The following is a 16,607-nucleotide window of genomic DNA, read 5'->3' on the forward strand; positions in this document are numbered from 1 at the left end:
GACCCGGTCTCTCTTCTCGGAGAGTCGGAGCGGTGGGTACGATAAGGGCCGGCCGGCTTGGAATGCGGGCACCTGCCCGAGGTTGGAAGGCGAGGGGTAATGATCCGTTTCGACGCTTTGGCGCTGGCCGCGATGATGGCGAGCGCGTTTGCGGGCACTGCCTTTGCGGGCGGTCTGCCGCCGGAGATCAAGATGCCCGAAGTCAGCGTCAAGGATGCCCGGGGCTGGTACTTGCGCGGCGATGTCGGCTATGCCGTCAACGCCAGCCACGATGACACGACCTTCCGCACTTACGATCCCATCGGCGGCGACTACAGCGCCGGGCGTTTCGATTCAGATCGTTTCAGCGGCGATTTTTCGGGTGGTCTCGGCGTTGGCTATCAGTTCAACGACCTGTTCCGTGCCGATCTAACCGGCGACTATTTCAGCGGCGATTTCGATGGCCGCATATCAAGCGCTTCGCCGTGCTCCGGCGGAGCAGGCGGCACGGGTTGCTCCACAAAGGCGCGCTCCTCTTTTAAAGCCGGCAGCCTGATGGTGAACGGTTATGTCGATCTCGGCACGCTCGCGGGCTTCACGCCGTATGTCGGTGCCGGCCTCGGCGCGACCAGGGTCTCCTGGAACAGCGTCAATACGATCGGCTCCTGCGTCGACGGCGTCTCCGGTTGCGGTGGCGCTGCTTCGGTCAGTACGCGTTATCCCGGCGAAAGCGACTGGCGCATGACCTATGCTTTGATGGCTGGTGTCGGCTATGAAGTGACCCCGAATGTGAAGCTGGATCTTGGTTATCGCTTCTCGCATATCGCTGGGGGCGACATGTTCGGCTATTCCGCTGCGGATGCGGCGGCCGGCGCCGGCGGCACGATGGGCCGCGACGGCGCCCTGTCGCGACACGAGATCCGCATCGGTTTGCGAATCACCATGTGGTAGGATCGCTGCTTACGGCGTCGTGAGCACGTAGGCGATGCGGCGGAAGAAATCCAGGGTGCGGAAGAGATGCGCGGGGATGCGCCGCCACGCGGCGGATTTCGCGGCGCGGTAATCGCGGCGCCAGCCAATCATCGTGGTCCTCTGTAGCGGGCTGAAGCCAACGATGTTTGCGCGTGTGGTGACGATGGATGTGCGCATATCCCAACCGCGCTCGACGGCGACGTCCCAAGGGAGAGACATGACCGCGAGCGACTTGACGATCTTTTCCGCACCGCTGCGCGTCACGAGATAGCAAGCTGTCGAGCCCTGGGGGCCGAAGAGGCAGCGGCCAATCACATCTCCCGTGCGGCTGCGGGTCGCAGCGCGGAAGCCGCCCCAGCGATGATTGATGAGCTTGATGACCTCGGCATTCGGGGCAGCTTCTTTTGCCGCCATGGCGCGGGCAAGAAAATCGCCGTCCAGCGCTATGTCGTCTTCGATGATGACAGCCGAGTCGCCGCCGTCAGCCAGAAATTGACGCAGCGCCATCAGGTGGCTGCGGTAGCAGCCATATTCGCCAGGCAGGATGACCCTGCCGTGCCGGCGTTGGAAACGATCGTGATCGACGTCGATCCATTGCTCCTGCGGCAAAAGAGCGCCGTCGACGCCGCCGACGCGCTCGACCTTGATGCCGAATTGATCGCTCTGCCGCTGGATTTCCGCCAATCTGTCCGCCGCTCGATCAATGTTGATGAGATAGACGGGCAGTGGCTGCACGGGCGTGCGAAGGCTTTCGGACAATATGGTCTGATACATTAAAGACATTTGTTCTTCATCTGTCGGCGCAGATCCGTTCAGCGCTCTTAACATATGGTGGGTGTCCGCAAAGAAGCCAACTTTTGTGTGGCTAACATAGCGTAATTATGCTGTGCGAGGCTTATCTGCCAGGATCATTCCTGCACGAATTCGTGAAGCGTTGTCCATCGGGTCATTTTGCCTATTGCGCTGGCGGGCGGCTTCCAATATATCCGACGGCGGGACACTCCTCCCCAACGAGGAGCTTTCTATCTGAGAGGATAGCATCATGACTAAGCTCGCCAAGCCGGACATCCGTCCGCAAAATACCCATTTTTCTTCTGGCCCCTGCTCGAAGCGCCCCGGTTGGACGCTCGATGCTCTTTCCGACGCGGCTCTTGGCCGTTCGCACCGCGCGAAGGTCGGTAAGGCTAAGCTGAAGCAGGCCATCGATCTTACCCGAGACATTCTGGAAGTGCCTGCGGATTATCGCATTGGCATCGTTCCGGCTTCTGATACCGGCGCCGTCGAAATGGCGCTCTGGTCGCTGCTCGGAGAGCGCGGTGTCGATATGCTCGCCTGGGAAAGCTTCGGCGCCGGCTGGGTGACCGATGTCGTCAAGCAGCTCAAGCTTAAGGACGTCCGTAAGCTTGAGGCGGGCTACGGCGAGCTTCCCGACCTTTCCACCGTCGATTTCGACCGTGACGTGGTCTTTACCTGGAACGGCACCACCTCCGGCGTCCGCGTTCCGAACGCCGATTTCATTCCGGCTGACCGCAAGGGCCTGACGATCTGCGACGCCACCTCGGCCGCTTTCGCGCAGAACCTCGATTTTGCCAAGCTCGATGTCGTCACCTTCTCCTGGCAGAAGGTCTTGGGCGGCGAGGGCGCGCATGGCGTCATCATCCTTTCGCCGCGCGCCGTCGAGCGCCTGCTGACCTATACGCCGGCCTGGCCGCTGCCGAAGATTTTCCGTATGACGAGCGGCGGCAAGCTGACGGAAGGTATCTTCCAGGGCGAGACGATCAATACGCCGTCGATGCTTTGCGTCGAGGACTATCTCGACGCTCTTCTCTGGGCCAAGGAACTCGGTGGCCTGACGGCGCTGATCGGCCGAGCCGATGCCAACGCCAAGGTCATCAACGACTTCGTCGCCGCCAACGATTGGATCGCCAATCTTGCAGCCAAGGTGGAAACGCAATCCAATACCTCCGTCTGCCTGAAGATCGTAGACAGCCAGGTCGCTGCTCTCGATGAGGATGGCCAGGCGAACTTCGCCAAGGGTCTGGTCGCGCTCCTCGAAAAGGAAGGCGTTGCCTATGACGTCGGCCACTACCGTGACGCGCCGTCGGGCCTGCGCATCTGGGCGGGTGCGACGATCGAAACCGCCGATATGCAGAAGCTGATGCCCTGGCTTTCCTGGGCCTTCGAAACGCAGAAGGCGACGCTCTCCCAGGCCGCAGCCTGAGATCATAGCGTCCACAGGCTCCGCCAAGAGGGCGGAGCCCAGCATCCCGAATTATCTTTTTGCTTTCATGCAATTCCGGACGGAAAACCGCTCCGCACTTTTCCTGGAATTGCTCATCGTCGCTGACCCCATTCTCAGGAGGCCTCCATGGCACCTCGCGTTCTCGTATCCGACGAATTGTCGGAAACCGCCGTCCAGATCTTTCGCGATCGCGGCGTCGAAGTCGATTTCCAGCCGCAGCTCGGCAAGGATAAGGACAAACTGCTCGAAATCATCGGCAATTATGACGGCCTCGCCATCCGTTCCGCCACCAAGGTGACGGAGAAGATCATCGAAGCGGCTGCCAATCTCAAGGTCGTCGGCCGCGCCGGCATCGGTGTCGACAATGTTGATATTCCGGCAGCCTCGCGTCGCGGTATCATCGTCATGAATACGCCCTTCGGCAACTCGATCACGACCGCCGAACACGCCATCGCACTGATGTTCGCCGTCGCCCGCCAGCTTCCGTCCGCCGACGCTTCGACCCAGGCCGGCAAGTGGGAAAAATCGAAGTTCATGGGTGTCGAAATCACCGGCAAGACGCTCGGCGTCATTGGCGCGGGAAACATCGGCTCCATCGTCATTGCCCGTGCCATCGGCCTGAAGATGCATGTCGTTGCCTATGACCCGTTCCTCTCCAAGGAACGCGCCGAGGAAATGGGCGTCGTCAAGGTCGAGCTCGATGAACTCTTCGCCCGCGCCGATTTCATCACGCTGCACGTCCCGCTGACCGACAAGACGCGCAACATCATTGACGCCGACGCTCTCGCCAAGACGAAGCCGGGCGTGCGCATCATCAACTGCGCCCGCGGCGGCCTGGTGGATGAGGCGGCCCTTGCCGGCGCCATCAAGTCCGGCCATGTCGCCGGTGCTGCCTTCGACGTGTTCGAAGTCGAGCCCGCCAAGGAAAGCCCGCTATTCGGCCTGCCGAACGTCGTCTGCACGCCGCATCTCGGCGCTTCGACCACGGAAGCGCAGGAGAATGTCGCTCTGCAGGTGGCCGAGCAGATGTCGGACTATCTCGTCAAGGGTGCGGTATCCAACGCCATCAACATGCCCTCGATCACCGCTGAGGAAGCGCCGATCCTGAAGCCATTCATCAAGCTCTCCGACGTTCTCGGCGCCTTCGTGGGCCAGGTAACGGAAGATCCGATCAAGGAAATCGAGATCCTCTATGACGGCGTTACCGCCGGTATGAACACTAAGGCGCTGACGAGCGCGCTGCTGGCTGGCCTCATCCGCACCCAGGTTGCCGACGTCAACATGGTTTCGGCGCCGATCATGATCAAGGAAAAGGGCATCGTGCTCGCCGAGGTCAAGCGCGACAAGACCGGCGTCTATGACGGCTACATCAAGCTGACGGTCACCACCGACAGCATGACGCGCTCGATTGCAGGCACCGTCTTCTCCGACGGCAAGCCGCGCTTCATCCAGATCAAGGGCATCAATCTCGACGCCGACGTGGGCAGCCACATGGTCTACATCGCCAATACCGACGTTCCCGGCATGATCGGCTTCATCGGCACGACGCTCGGTGCGGCCGACGTCAACATCGCCAACTTCCAGCTCGGCCGGGACAAGCAGGGCGGCGATGCCATCGCGCTCCTTTACGTCGACGGTCCGATCAATGATGAGGTTCTGGCCAAGCTGACCGCTCATCAGGCGATCCGCCAGGCAAAGCCGCTGGTGTTCAACGTCGACTAAACATTGCTCCTCCCAAGAGCGACATGCGAGCCCGGTGCAGGAAACTGCGCCGGGTTTTTCGTTGCCAACTGGCTTTTCGCCGAAACGTGCACCACCTGGGCTATCACCTTCCATCGGCCTGTGGATAAGTCCGAACCTCAGGCTATCGGCCCTCTTCAAACATGCCTATCTCTTTGTCATGGGGGCGTCACAAGGGAACAGTTTTGAGGGAATTATGGCCAAGCCTATGACGGCTTGGCTCGCGAAACCGGCCGCGGTTGCGATCGTGCTGTTTGCGCGTGCCATCACCGCCGTGAGGGCGATCTGGCCGGAAAGCGGCGTACCGTCGGGACGGTGCATCTATTTCGCCAATCACTCCAGCCATGGTGATTTCATCCTTATCTGGGCGGTGCTTCCGCCGCGGCTGCGACAGCGAACACGTCCGGTCGCCGGCGCCGACTATTGGCTGAAATCGAAGCTGAACAGCTTCATTGGCCGCGACGTATTCAACGCCGTGCTTATCGAACGGGATCGCGAGGCGCGGACGGAAGATCCGATCGCGCAGATGGCCGCCGCCATCGATGCCGGCTCTTCATTGATCCTGTTTCCGGAAGGCACGCGAAATTTGACGGACGCGCCCCTGCAACCATTCAAGAGCGGGCTGTTTCATCTGGCGAAGATGCGCCCCGATATCGATCTCGTTCCCGTCTGGATCAACAATCTCAACCGTGTCATGCCCAAGGGCGAGTTCGTGCCCATTCCGTTGATCTGTACAGTGACCTTCGGCAGCGCACTGCGTATCGGCCCAGACGAAGAGAAGGCGGATTTTCTCGCGCGGACGCAATCGGCACTGCTAGCTCTCTCTCCCAAACAAGTGGGGAATGGCGAATGAGTGCGGCGAGCTCCGATCTGATTCACCTTGTCCTCGGCATCTTTGGCGTCCTGATCGTCGCATCCGTCATCGGGTATGTTCTGCAGCGCCGCCTGTCGCCGGATGGGTCCAACGCAGCGATCGAAAACCTCAATGCCCGCATCAAGGCGTGGTGGGCGATGGTGATCCTGATCGGCATCGCCTTTCTGGCGGGCCGTACCGGCGTCATCCTGCTCTTCGCCTTCTGCTCCTTTGCGGCGCTGCGCGAATTCATCACGCTCACCAACACCAGGCGCGCCGACCATTGGGCGCTCGCCGCCGCATTCTTCGTCGCGCTGCCGCTGCAATATTATCTGCTCTGGGCCGAGGAATACGGCATCTTCTCGATCTTTATCCCGGTCTATGCATTCCTCTTCATGCCGATCATTGCGGTCTTGCGCGGCGATACCGAGCGCTTCCTGATCCGCATCGCCGAGGTGCAGTGGGCGCTGATGATCTGCGTCTTCTGCGCCTCGCATGTGCCTGCATTGCTTACCCTGCATATACCCGGCTATGAGGGACGCAACGTCCTCTTGATCGCGTTCCTCGTCATCGTCGTGCAGCTCAGCGATGTCCTGCAATATGTCTGGGGCAAGCTGTTCGGCCGCCACAAGATTGCGCCAAAGCTGTCACCATCGAAGACAGTCGAGGGGTTTGTCGGCGGAGTCGTCAGCGCGACGTTGATTGGCGCAGCGCTTTGGTGGATCACCCCGTTCACTCCGCTGCAGGCAGGCCTGCTTGCTTTCGTGATTACCCTTATGGGCTTCTTCGGCGGGCTGGTGATGTCGGCCATCAAAAGGGATCGCGGTGTCAAGGACTGGGGGCACCTGATCGAAGGTCATGGCGGACTGATCGACCGGCTGGATTCCGTCGTCTTCTCCGCACCGATTTTCTTCCATCTCGTCCGCTACTGGTGGTCGCAGTGATGACGGCGCGGGTGAGGTCGCTTGCCGGCAGCAGCATCGTGCACGTGCTTTTCGCCTTCCTCGCCATGGGCGGCTGGGCCGTCTTTGCCAACCGCCTGCATCCGATGCCGAGGCCGTTGGTCGCCGGTGTCGTTCAGGGCATTCTGTCGGCCTGCCTGACGCTGTTTCTGAAATCGGTGGTCGAAGCGCTGTCGAAACGGTTCAGCGGCTTTACGGCTCTCTGGGCGCCGCCATTGATCGCTTGTCTCGGCTCTACCGGCATATTGGTGACGATCCATGCCCTCAGCGGCACGCCGGAGATATTGAAGACCATCGCGGTGCCGCTGCTGGTCTCGACCAGCTATGCGGCGATCTACAATTATTCGATTTCCGGCGGGAGGCGTTAGGTAGATGGCGGGCGAGGGAGCGGGCGACAGGCGGCCATTGGCCAGCCGCAATACGCGCTGGGCACAGGCATTGGCGCGGCGTATGACGGCGCTGTCGGTGACGCCCAACCGGATATCGCAGGCGAGCATGGTCATGGCGGCGCTGGCCGGCAGTTCTTTCTGGCTGTCGGGGCAGGGCAGTGGTGGGCTGCGCGCCATATTTCTCATCCTTGCGGCACTCTTCTGCCAGCTTCGGCTGCTCTGCAATCTGCTTGACGGCATGGTCGCCGTCGAGGGCGGCAAGGGCGAGGCGGATGGGCCGTTCTGGAATGAATTCCCGGACCGCGTCGCCGATATCCTGATCTTTGCCGGCGTCGGCTATGGTATCGCCGCACCCGGCCTCGGCTGGGCCGCTGCCGCCTTTGCCGTTCTCACCGCCTATGTCCGCGAGCTCGGCCGCGCTACGGGCAATCCCAGCGATTTCGGCGGGCCGATGGCCAAACAGCACCGCATGGCAACGATTACGGTTGCTGCCTTGTTGTCGGTCGTCGAAGTGCTATGGAGCGGCGGCTCCTGGGTGTTGACCATCGCACTCTGGATCATCGCCGCCGGTGCAGCGGTAACGGCTCTTCGCCGCGGTCTCAATCTTATACGGCAGTTGAAAGCCAGAGGTTGAGAGGCAGTCTCATCCTATGAGGAGCTGCTGTCGCCATGCTGGTGATTCGCCGCCTCTTGCGCCGGGCGGCAATCCTTTCTATATCCCTGGTCCATCGAGGCTGGGCGGCCAAGTCGCCGCGTGCCCGCAGATGATAAAAATCCGCCGCTTTTGCATGGCAACCGGTGGACAGAAGACAGCACCGAAGATCGACTGAGATTGGCGGCAAGACCGTGAACACACTGGATTTTGACAAGAGGCCGGAAGATACGCGCGTCGTCGTCGCCATGTCTGGCGGCGTCGATAGTTCCGTCGTTGCCGGCATCCTGAAGCGCCAAGGCTATGACGTGCTCGGGATCACGCTGCAGCTTTATGATCACGGCGCCGCCGTGCACCGCGCCGGCTCTTGCTGTGCCGGCCAGGATATCGACGACGCCCGCCGCGTCTGCGAGACGCTCGGCATTCCGCATTATGTGCTCGACTACGAAAAGCGTTTCCGAGAGACGGTGATCAATCCCTTCGCTGAAAGCTACGTTGCCGGCGAGACGCCGATCCCTTGTGTTGCCTGCAACCAGACCGTCAAGTTCGCCGATCTTCTGGCGACGGCCAAGGAACTGGGCGCCGATGCGCTGGCGACCGGCCACTACATCCGCTCCCGCCCGAACCCGTCCGCCGACAATCCCGGCCGCCGCGCGCTCTACCGCCCGGCCGATGCCGATCGCGACCAGAGCTATTTCCTCTTTGCGACCACGCAGGAGCAGATCGACTATCTGCGCTTTCCGCTCGGCGGCATGCCGAAGTCGGAGACGCGTGCGCTTGCCGAGGAGATGGGTCTCGTCGTTGCCAAGAAGGCCGACAGCCAGGACATCTGTTTCGTGCCGCAGGGCAAATATTCCGACGTGATCGCCAAACTGAAGCCGAATGCGGCGCTCGCCGGCGAGATCGTCCATCTCGACGGTCGCGTGCTCGGCCATCACGAGGGCATCCTGCACTACACGATCGGCCAGCGCCGCGGCATCGGGATCGCTACCGGCGAACCGCTTTATGTCGTCTATCTTGACGCCCGCTCGCGCCGCGTCATTGTCGGCCCGAAAGAAGCGCTGGAGACGCACCGCGTCTACCTCCGCGACGTCAACTGGCTCGGCGACGAGCCGCTGGCGAAGGCGGCTTCCGGCGAGGGCATTGCCTGTTACGCCAAGGTCCGCTCGACCCGCGCGCCAGCCCCTGCCGTGCTGCATGCCGATTCCACGGGCATCTATGTCGACCTGACGATCGGCGAAGCCGGCGTCGCTCCTGGCCAGGCCTGCGCGCTCTATTCCGCCCCCGGTGACGATGCCCGCGTCTACGGCGGTGGCTTCATCGAACGCTCCGAGCGCGAGCCGATGGCGGAAGCCTCTCTGAAGGCTCTTCTGGCCAGCCCGGTCGCCGCATGAAGCCAGGCGGTTGTCGGGCAGGGGAAAGCATTGATTTTTCCAAATCATCCGCTTGACACAAAGCCGAACCGCACCTTATAAGCCGCTCAACCGACGAGCCCACGCTCCTCGAGCGCCGGTTTCGTTTGGCCCTTGCGTGTAAAACTATAGATTATGCGCAGAAGTGGCGGAGTAGCTCAGTAGGTCAGAGCAGAGGAATCATAATCCTTGTGTCGGGGGTTCAAATCCCTCCTCCGCTACCAAAATCTTCAAGAAAATCAGATGTATGTTGCGAACGATCCAAAGTGATTGCGGTGCTGTTGTTGCAGCCGGATACCGAATTCCGGAATTTTGCTAGCAGGATCGGGAATTTTGATTTTTGAATCGGCACGGTTTCGGCCGTTCCGGGTTGTTGCAAACGGGCAGCCCTTGCGAACCGCCCGTTATCTTGACTGTCTTGACTAGTTGCCTGGCTTGTTCTTGATCGCTGCGTCGATCTGCCTCTTCACAGCATCAAGGTTGAAGGAGGCCGGATCCTGCATCGGTGGGTAATCAACCGCTGTGAGGGCCAGTTTGGCGACCAACTCCTGGACACTGACGAAGCGCCAGAACTCGCGAGCAAAGAAGTCGTTCATGTATCCTCCACCCTGGTCATTGAGGCTTTGCTCGCCGATCGACGGTGTCCGCTCGAAGGGATCCTGACGGATATTGACCATTGTGGGCATGTCCGTTGTTACCTTCGCGCCAGGCCAACCCTGAGGCTGTTGAAAGAACTGGAACTTGAAGTTATCGATGCGAACTGCACCCAGATGAGGGCCACCGAAGTAGAAAAATTCATGACGCGCGGACGGCGAATTGCCCTCCAATAGGTCCAACTGGTTGTAGCCATCAAGGTGGTTCTTGTAGGTCTGATCACCCAACTTCGTGCCCTTCAGAAGTTCATCGGTGATGTTAGGATTACCAGCAGCCGCCGCGAGTGTAGGGAACCAATCCAAGGCCGAGAAGATTCCGTTCTCGACCGTACCTGGCTTGACCTTGCCCGGCCAGCGGATGATGGCCGGTGCACGGAAGCCACCCTCCATCACGGTACCCTTGGTGCCCTTGAATGGCGTCATGCCGCCGTCAGGCCAAGTAAATACTTCTGCGCCATTGTCGGTCGTGAAAATGACGATGGTGTTGTCGGTCTCGCCCGCATCCTCGATGCATTTCATGATGGCACCGACGCTGTCGTCCAATTGCGCCATGCCGGCTTCTTCAAGGCCATAATTGCTCTGGCTGTTCATCAAGCTCTGATACTTAGGAGACAGGAATGTCCAGACGTGCATGCGCGTCGTGTTGTGCCAGACGAAAAACGGCTTGCCGTCGGTTTTGGCTTTATCCATGAAGTCGCACGAAGCTTTGACCAGCACTTCGTCGAATGTGCCCATATCGTACTTGGCCTTGGGTGTGATGTCGTGCATGTTCGGCACGTTGGACATATCGGGGTACGGCGCCAAGGGGCCTTCATCGATGATCTTCTGCTTGCCGATCTTGCCCCAGCGCGGCTGCTGGGTCGCGTCGTCCGTGTCCGTAGCAAAGCTGTGCACCAAATTGCGCGGCCCGACTTTGTCACGATACGACTGGTCATCCGGGAACGAATACCAATAGGGGTCTGACATTGCGTCAAGGTGGTACAGGTACCCGAAGAACTCATCGAAACCATGGAGAGTTGGCAGAAACTTGTTCAAATCGCCGAGATGATTCTTGCCAAACTGGCCGGTGGCGTAACCCTCGGTCTTGAGGACGGCGGCGATAGTTGCCGCCTTGTCCGGCATGCCCACATCAGCGCCGGCCTGACCGACGGTCGTCAGGCCAGTGCGCAGCGGGATTTCACCGGTAATGAAACTCGCGCGGCCCGCGGTGCAACTCGCCTCGGCATAATAGTCGGTGAACATCATGCCTTCAGACGCCAGCTTGTCGAGGTTCGGCGTCTTGCCGGACATGATGCCCCGGTGATAGGCACCAATGTTGAACCAGCCGACATCGTCACCCATGATGACAACGATGTTGGGTTTTGGCTGCTGTTGCTGCGCGACTGCCGGTGCACCTAGTGTGGCTGCGAATGCGGAAGCCAGCAGACAGAAATAAAGATTTCTCATGCTACTCATGGCCTACATCCTCCGTTTGAGTTTGCGCGTGGCTCGGCCCAATCGGGATTGCTCTCTCAAAAGAGCAGGATCTCCCATCCTCTCGGTTGGGACGCCTTGTGTGTGACACTACGCGCCAAGGTGCCACAGGAAGGTCGGCTATGGTGGATTTCTGAATGCAGCTCAGACTACTCGCCATAAGGCGGCGATAGGCGTACCCGTCATCGAGCGTCGACGGCTGGCAACGAGATGCTTGCTGTGGCTATTGCCCCTATCAGTATTTTCATATTTGCTAATATAGTGTATTTGCGGCTTCGCGTCTAGATTGAAAGCTTCTCAAGAGAGCACTTCTAGTGCGGCACGGTCACTGACTTTTCCCGCGTGCTCCCGTAATTCCCATATTTTCCGATACTCGGTGGCAGACAATACCGGTTGCTGTATCGTGGATCACGACCCGGAAACTACTTGCCGGAATGTCTTGCCAGTCGATCTACGGTTCAGCGCCTCCGCTCTTGAGAGTTTCGGCCAGGCTCCCTCCGCAACGCCGTCCTCTTCGAGCCTGCTGCGCGCCAGGGTTAGCCACCTCAACGCTGGCGGAAATCGGGCCAACTCAGCTTTCACCCTTATCGATGCGACGTCTCAAATCCTCGGCAAAATATTTATAGTCCTCAAGCAGACGCTCATAGTGAGCAAGGACGATTGCCGTAACATCCTCCCAAGGGCCATCACCGAACCTGGCTTGATGATGGATCTCTCCGGCCTGAATACGAGAGATGCGCTGTGAGAGCTCCTCAATCTGTCCGACGCATTCTGTTAAACGTTCGACAAGCGATGTACCCATCTTCCCCTCCATCCCGCTGACGTGACGACTGAATGCGGAAGTCAACAATGATAGGCGCTGAAAGACAAGCTATCCAAGAGGGGCATATGCCCGTTAGCTAGCCTTTGGGCAACGACAACGTGAAACGGTGGAAGCTGCTGGCCGCCCATGATGGCCGAAACACTTCACGATAACGGCATGAGTCCAGGCGACAGAAAAAGTGCGGAGCGAGTTCATTCCTCCGTCTTTTTTGTGAACATTATGACTCCTTACCGCGTTGGTGCGGAAAAGGGGATTGAATATGGATTACTATGTGACACTCGCAGTATGCGTTACCGCCGGGTCGTTCGTCTTTGCCGTTATGAATATTCGCTAGGATCAGCAGGCAGGGCGCAAACCAACACAGGTCAGGCGCGAGTCAAGACGAAACGCGCACCTGTATCGGTCGAGCAATGCCCGAGCTTCCATTTCTGTGTGGCCTAGAGTCGCGAAGAGCTCAGTGCGTCATACGCATCGATCAAACGATCCACATCCAGTCCCTGTTCTTGCGGCCCAAAACTTAAATGGCTGACAGTGAAATCGGCATAAATCGCAGTCGGCCGATTAAGGAAGGTCGGCAGATCGACCGTCAGCGCGTATTCATCGTCACCTTTGGGGAGAGCCATGTGCAACAGGTCTTTTCCGAGCCAGGATATGAAGTTGATCGATTGACGCTCCGTCCATTCGACGACTTTATCCGGCAAGGGCAGATACTTGTCATTCTTTTCCAGGAAGAAGTCGTGAAGCTGAGTTGCGCGCTCGGCGCTTAGCCACAAACTTCCTCCGAACCCTCCTGGGGGTCGTTCAAAATGACCCAACTCGTCAGGAAGTGCTCCGCCTAATTGTTGGAAATAGGCACACACACCATTGTTCACGACATTCGCGGAGACGACGAAGTAGTTCGGGTTGGCCCTTCTGAACTCGATGAATTCGCTGAGTTTTTCCAGGTCCAGATAGACGATGTCGTCATCGCACTTCAGGAATACCGCGCTGGAAAAATTCTGCAGTCGTTTCGCGTAATAGTCATAGGCTTGCCAATACGGCAGCTTTTCATTTGGATTTCCGACATAACGCCGCACGGGGGCGTTTACATCGCAGAGTTCCAAATCCGCGCTCCATCCTCCACGGACCATAACCGATGCACCTGAACTCAAATTCAGTTCGGGCCATTTGCCGACGGTCACACCATTGACCTGAAGTGCGGGAACTCCTGCAGAATCGAGGCTGAGGACGACCTGATTCGGCAGGCTTGGCGAGAGAACGCCGGGAGTCGATTTGCTCCAAATGATCGCCGCTTCATTCCTGCGTGCGAAATTATTCAGGTCATTGGGCTTGATGCTGCGGAGAACAGAATGCGTATTCATCCAACCGCCAACAACAATTTCGAAATAGTCGTCGACCTCACCATGCGGAAGAATGGCAATATGAAGGTCGTGATCAATTTTCGCATTTGCGCGGAACGAGGAACGAGGTGTAACGGCTCCCTTTAATTGGTAAGGCGCCTCGGACCCCATATATCGCGCCGGGCCGAACTCACGCGTGACCCACTCGTTATCTTGAGCGGAACGCGTAAAATCCCATATGTGCCATTCATCGATTATCCCGTCATTGATTGCCTTGCGGATATACTTTGTCAGAATCTCCATTCGCTTTTGCCGCCCGGCAAACGTCACAAGTATAACAGGAGTCATAGCGCCCTCTTGAATTGCATCTTTTTGCCGGAAATCAATTTTGAAGTGACATCGGCTCTTTCAACAGACGGGAGTCGCGCGCAAGCGGCGCATAATCGTTCCATTGGGCCAGTTTCTCGAGGTAGCGCTTCCGGTAGGCGAGTTCGTCCTCGAATTCGACATTCTCCAGGACAATCTCGGCGCCGATCTCGTAATAGACGTCAAGATTTCGCAGGTCGGGCACCGGCGTTTCTCCGCGCTCGATTTCACCCTGCATCTGCCAAAACAAGTATTCGAGGCGCCGCGCGAGAGCCGGTATATCGCGCAGGGTGCTGGTCTCACGCTGGCGCTGCAGAGAGTCCCTGATCGTCGCGAGACTTTCGCGGTCGTGCGCGAAGGCGATGGCTCGGCTTTCGTAGTCATCGGGTCCGCTGCAGATCAGCTCCGGAACGCCGGCGGCAGAGACGATGCTGCCGCAGAACCGCGAGGCAAAGCTCTTTCCGGGGAGCGTCAGAACTGGCAATCCGACGGTGATCGCGTCCGCCGCAGTGGAATGCGCTCCATAGGGAAAGGTGTCCAGGAAGAGATCGGCGAGAGCGATCCGCGCGAGATGGTTCGGATTGGCGGCCTTTGGCGCAAAGATGAGGCGCTCGGGATCTACGCCCCTTTGCGCGGCCAACTGGCGCAGGCGTTCGTTGACGTCCTCCGCTTCCGCAAGCAACCACAGCACGCTGCCGGGCGTCGCGGAAAGGATTGTCATCCAGCGCTTAAAGCAATTGGCGGTGATCTTCTGCATCCCGTTGAGGCAGGCATAGACGAAAGCATCCTCCGGCAGGCCGGCCTCCGCGCGGGTCGGCCGTGCGGCGATCTGCCGTTTGCGGTCGATTGGCTGGTCGCAGGCAATCCGCAGCACCTTTTCCGAATAGTAGATTTCGTTTGCCGGCGGGATAATGTGCTCGTCCGCGATTATGTATTGATGGAACGGGCTGCCCATCGAGCCGGGATAGCCGCAGAAATTGACGATGACCGGCGCCGGCCGGTAGGCGAAGATCTTTGTCCGCGCGAGTTTCGTGTAGCCATTGACGTCGACGAGAACGTCGATTTCGTCGGCGCGGATTTGCTTTGCCGCTTCGATATCGCTGAGCGCATAGATGTCGCGCCAGCAATCCACGGCATTCTTGATCCGCATTTGCGTTGCGTCGTTGGCACGCGGTTCGCCGCAATAATAAGCGAAGACCTCGACACTGCGCTTGTCATGCAACTCCAGAACTTCCCTGAGGGCAAAACCGACCGCGTGATCACGCAAATCCGATGAGACATAGCCGACGCGCAGACGCTCTCCGGTTCCCGATTTCTGCTTCGGCGTCGGGCGTGGGAAGCCGCTGAGATCGGGCCGTCCGATCAGGGATTTGTTGTAGCGATAGGCTTTCGCGAGCTGAAATAGCGGATCGTCTGCATAGCAGCCAAGTATCAAAGGCGACATCGCGTCCAGCAATTGTCGGGCTGAGACATGCTCGGACGTAACGAGGGTCGGCCACTTGCACTGGCGCTGCCGCAATGACGTCCAATGTTGGCCCGCCTCGGTCTTGCCGGGCTGCAGCTCGATCGCCTGCCACAAAGCTGCTTCCGCCTCTTCCAGCAAGCCGGCGCCTTCGAGAACGCGGCCTATGTGCTGGAGCGTCATCAGACGATAGCCAATCCGGTCAGGCGAAATTTCGGCAGTTGCCTTCGCGAAGCTTCGCCATTGTTCGACGGCCCGATGGTTCAGGCCGCAATCTTCCAGCACACGGCCGAGATTGATGTGCGCCGGCCCGAACAGCGGATCGAGTTTCAAACACGCGCGCAAAGCGTGGATCGCGCCCGCGGCGTCGCCAGTCTGGTTGGCGGAGACCGCGTAGTTGAAATAGACGAGATGCAGCAGAGGATTGGTGTCGTTGAACGCGATCCAGGTCTTGTAAAGCTCGGTTGCCTGCGGCTGCTTTCCGGCGCCGCTCAGGACTTCGGCAATCTGGAACAACTCGCCAAGCGGCAGTTGCTGATTCCGCGCCCGCTCCAACGCAGCGACGAAAGGCGATACTTGGGTCGAGACAGATGCAATATTGACGGTCATGGACATCCTACGACAAGACGGCCTTGCGGCCGGGGTGTGAACTGACGAGCGAAAGCATCACGCCTTCTATCGTAGCTAGCTTGCGTCGGACTGGTTGTTTTTCGGCGGGAGGCTTCCCGGCAAGGAGTGTGGCGTCTTCCGGCCGTGAGACATGGCGGTCAGTTAAACGGCGGGGGTAGTGCGCCCGCCGCCGGCAGCCCGTGACCGATTTCGATTGAATCGCAAATGATTCCGGATTCTCAGCGCGATTCACGAAAAACGCCGCGCAATTTCTCGCGCGGCGCCGAAGTCTTTTTGCGGCGCGGGTGAAGCCGCGCCGCAAACCGTCAGGTTTAGTCGTAGGCCGCATAGGCCGAGATGACCGCTGCGACTTGTCCCGCATCCAGTGCCTGCACCTGCGTCGTGGTGAAGGCGTACAGTTGGTCGCTGGACAGCGATGCGATGTCGTCTGTGGACAGTCCTCTTAGACCCGCCGTGCTGATCGCTGCGATCTCGTCGGTGGAGAAGGTGGCGATATCGTCGGTGGAGAGGGCGCCAACTTCGGTTGCCGTCAGGGCACCGATCTGCGAGCTCGTCAGAGCGGCGACCTGATCGGTGGAGAGAGCGGCGATCTGCGTCGACTTCAGCGCGGCGACCTGGGCGGTCTTCAGCACACCGATCTGATCGGTGGAGAGGGCGGC

General features: G+C 59.3%; 14 protein-coding genes and 1 tRNA gene. 9 read left to right on the top strand and 6 right to left on the bottom strand.

Annotated elements, in window-relative coordinates:
- Window positions 1–99: 99 nt before the first annotated feature.
- Window positions 100–930, top strand: coding sequence for an outer membrane protein (locus tag FHT86_RS30355; protein WP_183868965.1), 831 nt, complete (start codon window positions 100–102; stop codon window positions 928–930).
- 9 nt (window positions 931–939) lie between these two features.
- Here the strand turns inward: FHT86_RS30355 and FHT86_RS30360 are convergent, their stop codons facing one another.
- Window positions 940–1,734, bottom strand: coding sequence for a glycosyltransferase family 25 protein (locus tag FHT86_RS30360; RefSeq protein ID WP_246779729.1), 795 nt, complete (start codon window positions 1,732–1,734; stop codon window positions 940–942).
- A 259-nt stretch (window positions 1,735–1,993) separates the two neighbouring features.
- Here FHT86_RS30360 and FHT86_RS30365 point away from each other — a divergent pair, with 259 nt between their 5' ends.
- The 8 genes from FHT86_RS30365 (at window position 1,994) to FHT86_RS30400 (ending at window position 9,425) form a co-directional block, all read left to right on the top strand.
- Window positions 1,994–3,172 (top strand): phosphoserine transaminase, encoded by a 1,179-nt coding sequence (locus tag FHT86_RS30365; protein ID WP_133710615.1) that lies wholly within the window; start codon window positions 1,994–1,996, stop codon window positions 3,170–3,172.
- Window positions 3,173–3,319: 147 nt separating this feature from the next.
- Complete coding sequence (gene serA / locus FHT86_RS30370; RefSeq protein WP_133710616.1) at window positions 3,320–4,915, top strand: phosphoglycerate dehydrogenase; 1,596 nt, start codon at window positions 3,320–3,322, stop codon at window positions 4,913–4,915.
- Window positions 4,916–5,141: 226 nt separating this feature from the next.
- The gene (locus FHT86_RS30375) at window positions 5,142–5,786 is read left to right on the top strand and encodes a lysophospholipid acyltransferase family protein (protein WP_133710652.1); all 645 of its coding nucleotides are present in this window, start codon (window positions 5,142–5,144) and stop codon (window positions 5,784–5,786) included.
- Window positions 5,783–6,730: a phosphatidate cytidylyltransferase gene (locus FHT86_RS30380; RefSeq protein ID WP_133710617.1), complete on the top strand. Its 948-nt coding sequence runs from the start codon at window positions 5,783–5,785 to the stop codon at window positions 6,728–6,730. The genes FHT86_RS30375 and FHT86_RS30380 overlap by 4 nt, the downstream gene beginning before the upstream one ends.
- On the top strand, window positions 6,730–7,116 hold the full coding sequence (locus FHT86_RS30385) for a hypothetical protein (RefSeq protein WP_133710618.1): 387 nt from the start codon (window positions 6,730–6,732) through the stop codon (window positions 7,114–7,116). The genes FHT86_RS30380 and FHT86_RS30385 overlap by 1 nt, the downstream gene beginning before the upstream one ends.
- 4 nt (window positions 7,117–7,120) lie before the next feature.
- The gene (locus FHT86_RS30390) at window positions 7,121–7,771 is read left to right on the top strand and encodes a CDP-alcohol phosphatidyltransferase family protein (protein ID WP_133710619.1); all 651 of its coding nucleotides are present in this window, start codon (window positions 7,121–7,123) and stop codon (window positions 7,769–7,771) included.
- Between the two features lie 212 nt (window positions 7,772–7,983).
- Complete coding sequence (mnmA, locus tag FHT86_RS30395; RefSeq protein ID WP_133710620.1) at window positions 7,984–9,183, top strand: tRNA 2-thiouridine(34) synthase MnmA; 1,200 nt, start codon at window positions 7,984–7,986, stop codon at window positions 9,181–9,183.
- Window positions 9,184–9,348: 165 nt separating this feature from the next.
- A tRNA-Met gene (locus FHT86_RS30400) sits at window positions 9,349–9,425 on the top strand.
- Between the two features lie 198 nt (window positions 9,426–9,623).
- Here the strand turns inward: FHT86_RS30400 and FHT86_RS30405 are convergent.
- The 5 genes from FHT86_RS30405 to FHT86_RS30425 form a co-directional block, all read right to left on the bottom strand.
- Window positions 9,624–11,309, bottom strand: coding sequence for an arylsulfatase (locus tag FHT86_RS30405; RefSeq protein ID WP_133710621.1), 1,686 nt, complete (start codon window positions 11,307–11,309; stop codon window positions 9,624–9,626).
- Window positions 11,310–11,898: 589 nt separating this feature from the next.
- Window positions 11,899–12,129 (bottom strand): hypothetical protein, encoded by a 231-nt coding sequence (locus FHT86_RS30410; protein ID WP_133710622.1) that lies wholly within the window; start codon window positions 12,127–12,129, stop codon window positions 11,899–11,901.
- A gap of 458 nt (window positions 12,130–12,587) precedes the next feature.
- Window positions 12,588–13,838, bottom strand: a complete 1,251-nt coding sequence (locus FHT86_RS30415) for a hypothetical protein (protein WP_133710623.1) — start codon at window positions 13,836–13,838, stop codon at window positions 12,588–12,590.
- Between the two features lie 34 nt (window positions 13,839–13,872).
- Window positions 13,873–15,927, bottom strand: a complete 2,055-nt coding sequence (locus FHT86_RS30420; RefSeq protein ID WP_133710624.1) for a glycosyl transferase — start codon at window positions 15,925–15,927, stop codon at window positions 13,873–13,875.
- A gap of 332 nt (window positions 15,928–16,259) precedes the next feature.
- Window positions 16,260–16,607 (bottom strand): hypothetical protein (locus tag FHT86_RS30425; protein WP_166656958.1); only part of this gene is annotated, 348 nt, incomplete at its 5' end.

The organism is Rhizobium sp. BK313, assembly GCF_014193655.1.
In the GTDB taxonomy this organism is placed as follows: Bacteria; Pseudomonadota; Alphaproteobacteria; order Rhizobiales; family Rhizobiaceae; genus Rhizobium.

What these genes read in the sequence shown, in the direction of transcription:
- FHT86_RS30380 (WP_133710617.1), top strand. Translation starts at nt 5,783, where the DNA reads ATGAGTGCGGCGAGCTCCGATCTGATTCACCTTGTCCTCGGCATCTTT.
- FHT86_RS30390 (WP_133710619.1), top strand. Translation starts at nt 7,121, where the DNA reads ATGGCGGGCGAGGGAGCGGGCGACAGGCGGCCATTGGCCAGCCGCAAT.
- FHT86_RS30420 (WP_133710624.1), bottom strand. Translation starts at nt 15,927, where the DNA reads ATGACCGTCAATATTGCATCTGTCTCGACCCAAGTATCGCCTTTCGTC.
- FHT86_RS30405 (WP_133710621.1), bottom strand. Translation starts at nt 11,309, where the DNA reads ATGAGTAGCATGAGAAATCTTTATTTCTGTCTGCTGGCTTCCGCATTC.
- FHT86_RS30375 (WP_133710652.1), top strand. Translation starts at nt 5,142, where the DNA reads ATGACGGCTTGGCTCGCGAAACCGGCCGCGGTTGCGATCGTGCTGTTT.
- FHT86_RS30385 (WP_133710618.1), top strand. Translation starts at nt 6,730, where the DNA reads ATGACGGCGCGGGTGAGGTCGCTTGCCGGCAGCAGCATCGTGCACGTG.
- serA (WP_133710616.1), top strand. Translation starts at nt 3,320, where the DNA reads ATGGCACCTCGCGTTCTCGTATCCGACGAATTGTCGGAAACCGCCGTC.
- FHT86_RS30410 (WP_133710622.1), bottom strand. Translation starts at nt 12,129, where the DNA reads ATGGGTACATCGCTTGTCGAACGTTTAACAGAATGCGTCGGACAGATT.
- FHT86_RS30360 (WP_246779729.1), bottom strand. Translation starts at nt 1,734, where the DNA reads ATGTCTTTAATGTATCAGACCATATTGTCCGAAAGCCTTCGCACGCCC.
- FHT86_RS30415 (WP_133710623.1), bottom strand. Translation starts at nt 13,838, where the DNA reads ATGACTCCTGTTATACTTGTGACGTTTGCCGGGCGGCAAAAGCGAATG.
- FHT86_RS30355 (WP_183868965.1), top strand. Translation starts at nt 100, where the DNA reads ATGATCCGTTTCGACGCTTTGGCGCTGGCCGCGATGATGGCGAGCGCG.
- FHT86_RS30365 (WP_133710615.1), top strand. Translation starts at nt 1,994, where the DNA reads ATGACTAAGCTCGCCAAGCCGGACATCCGTCCGCAAAATACCCATTTT.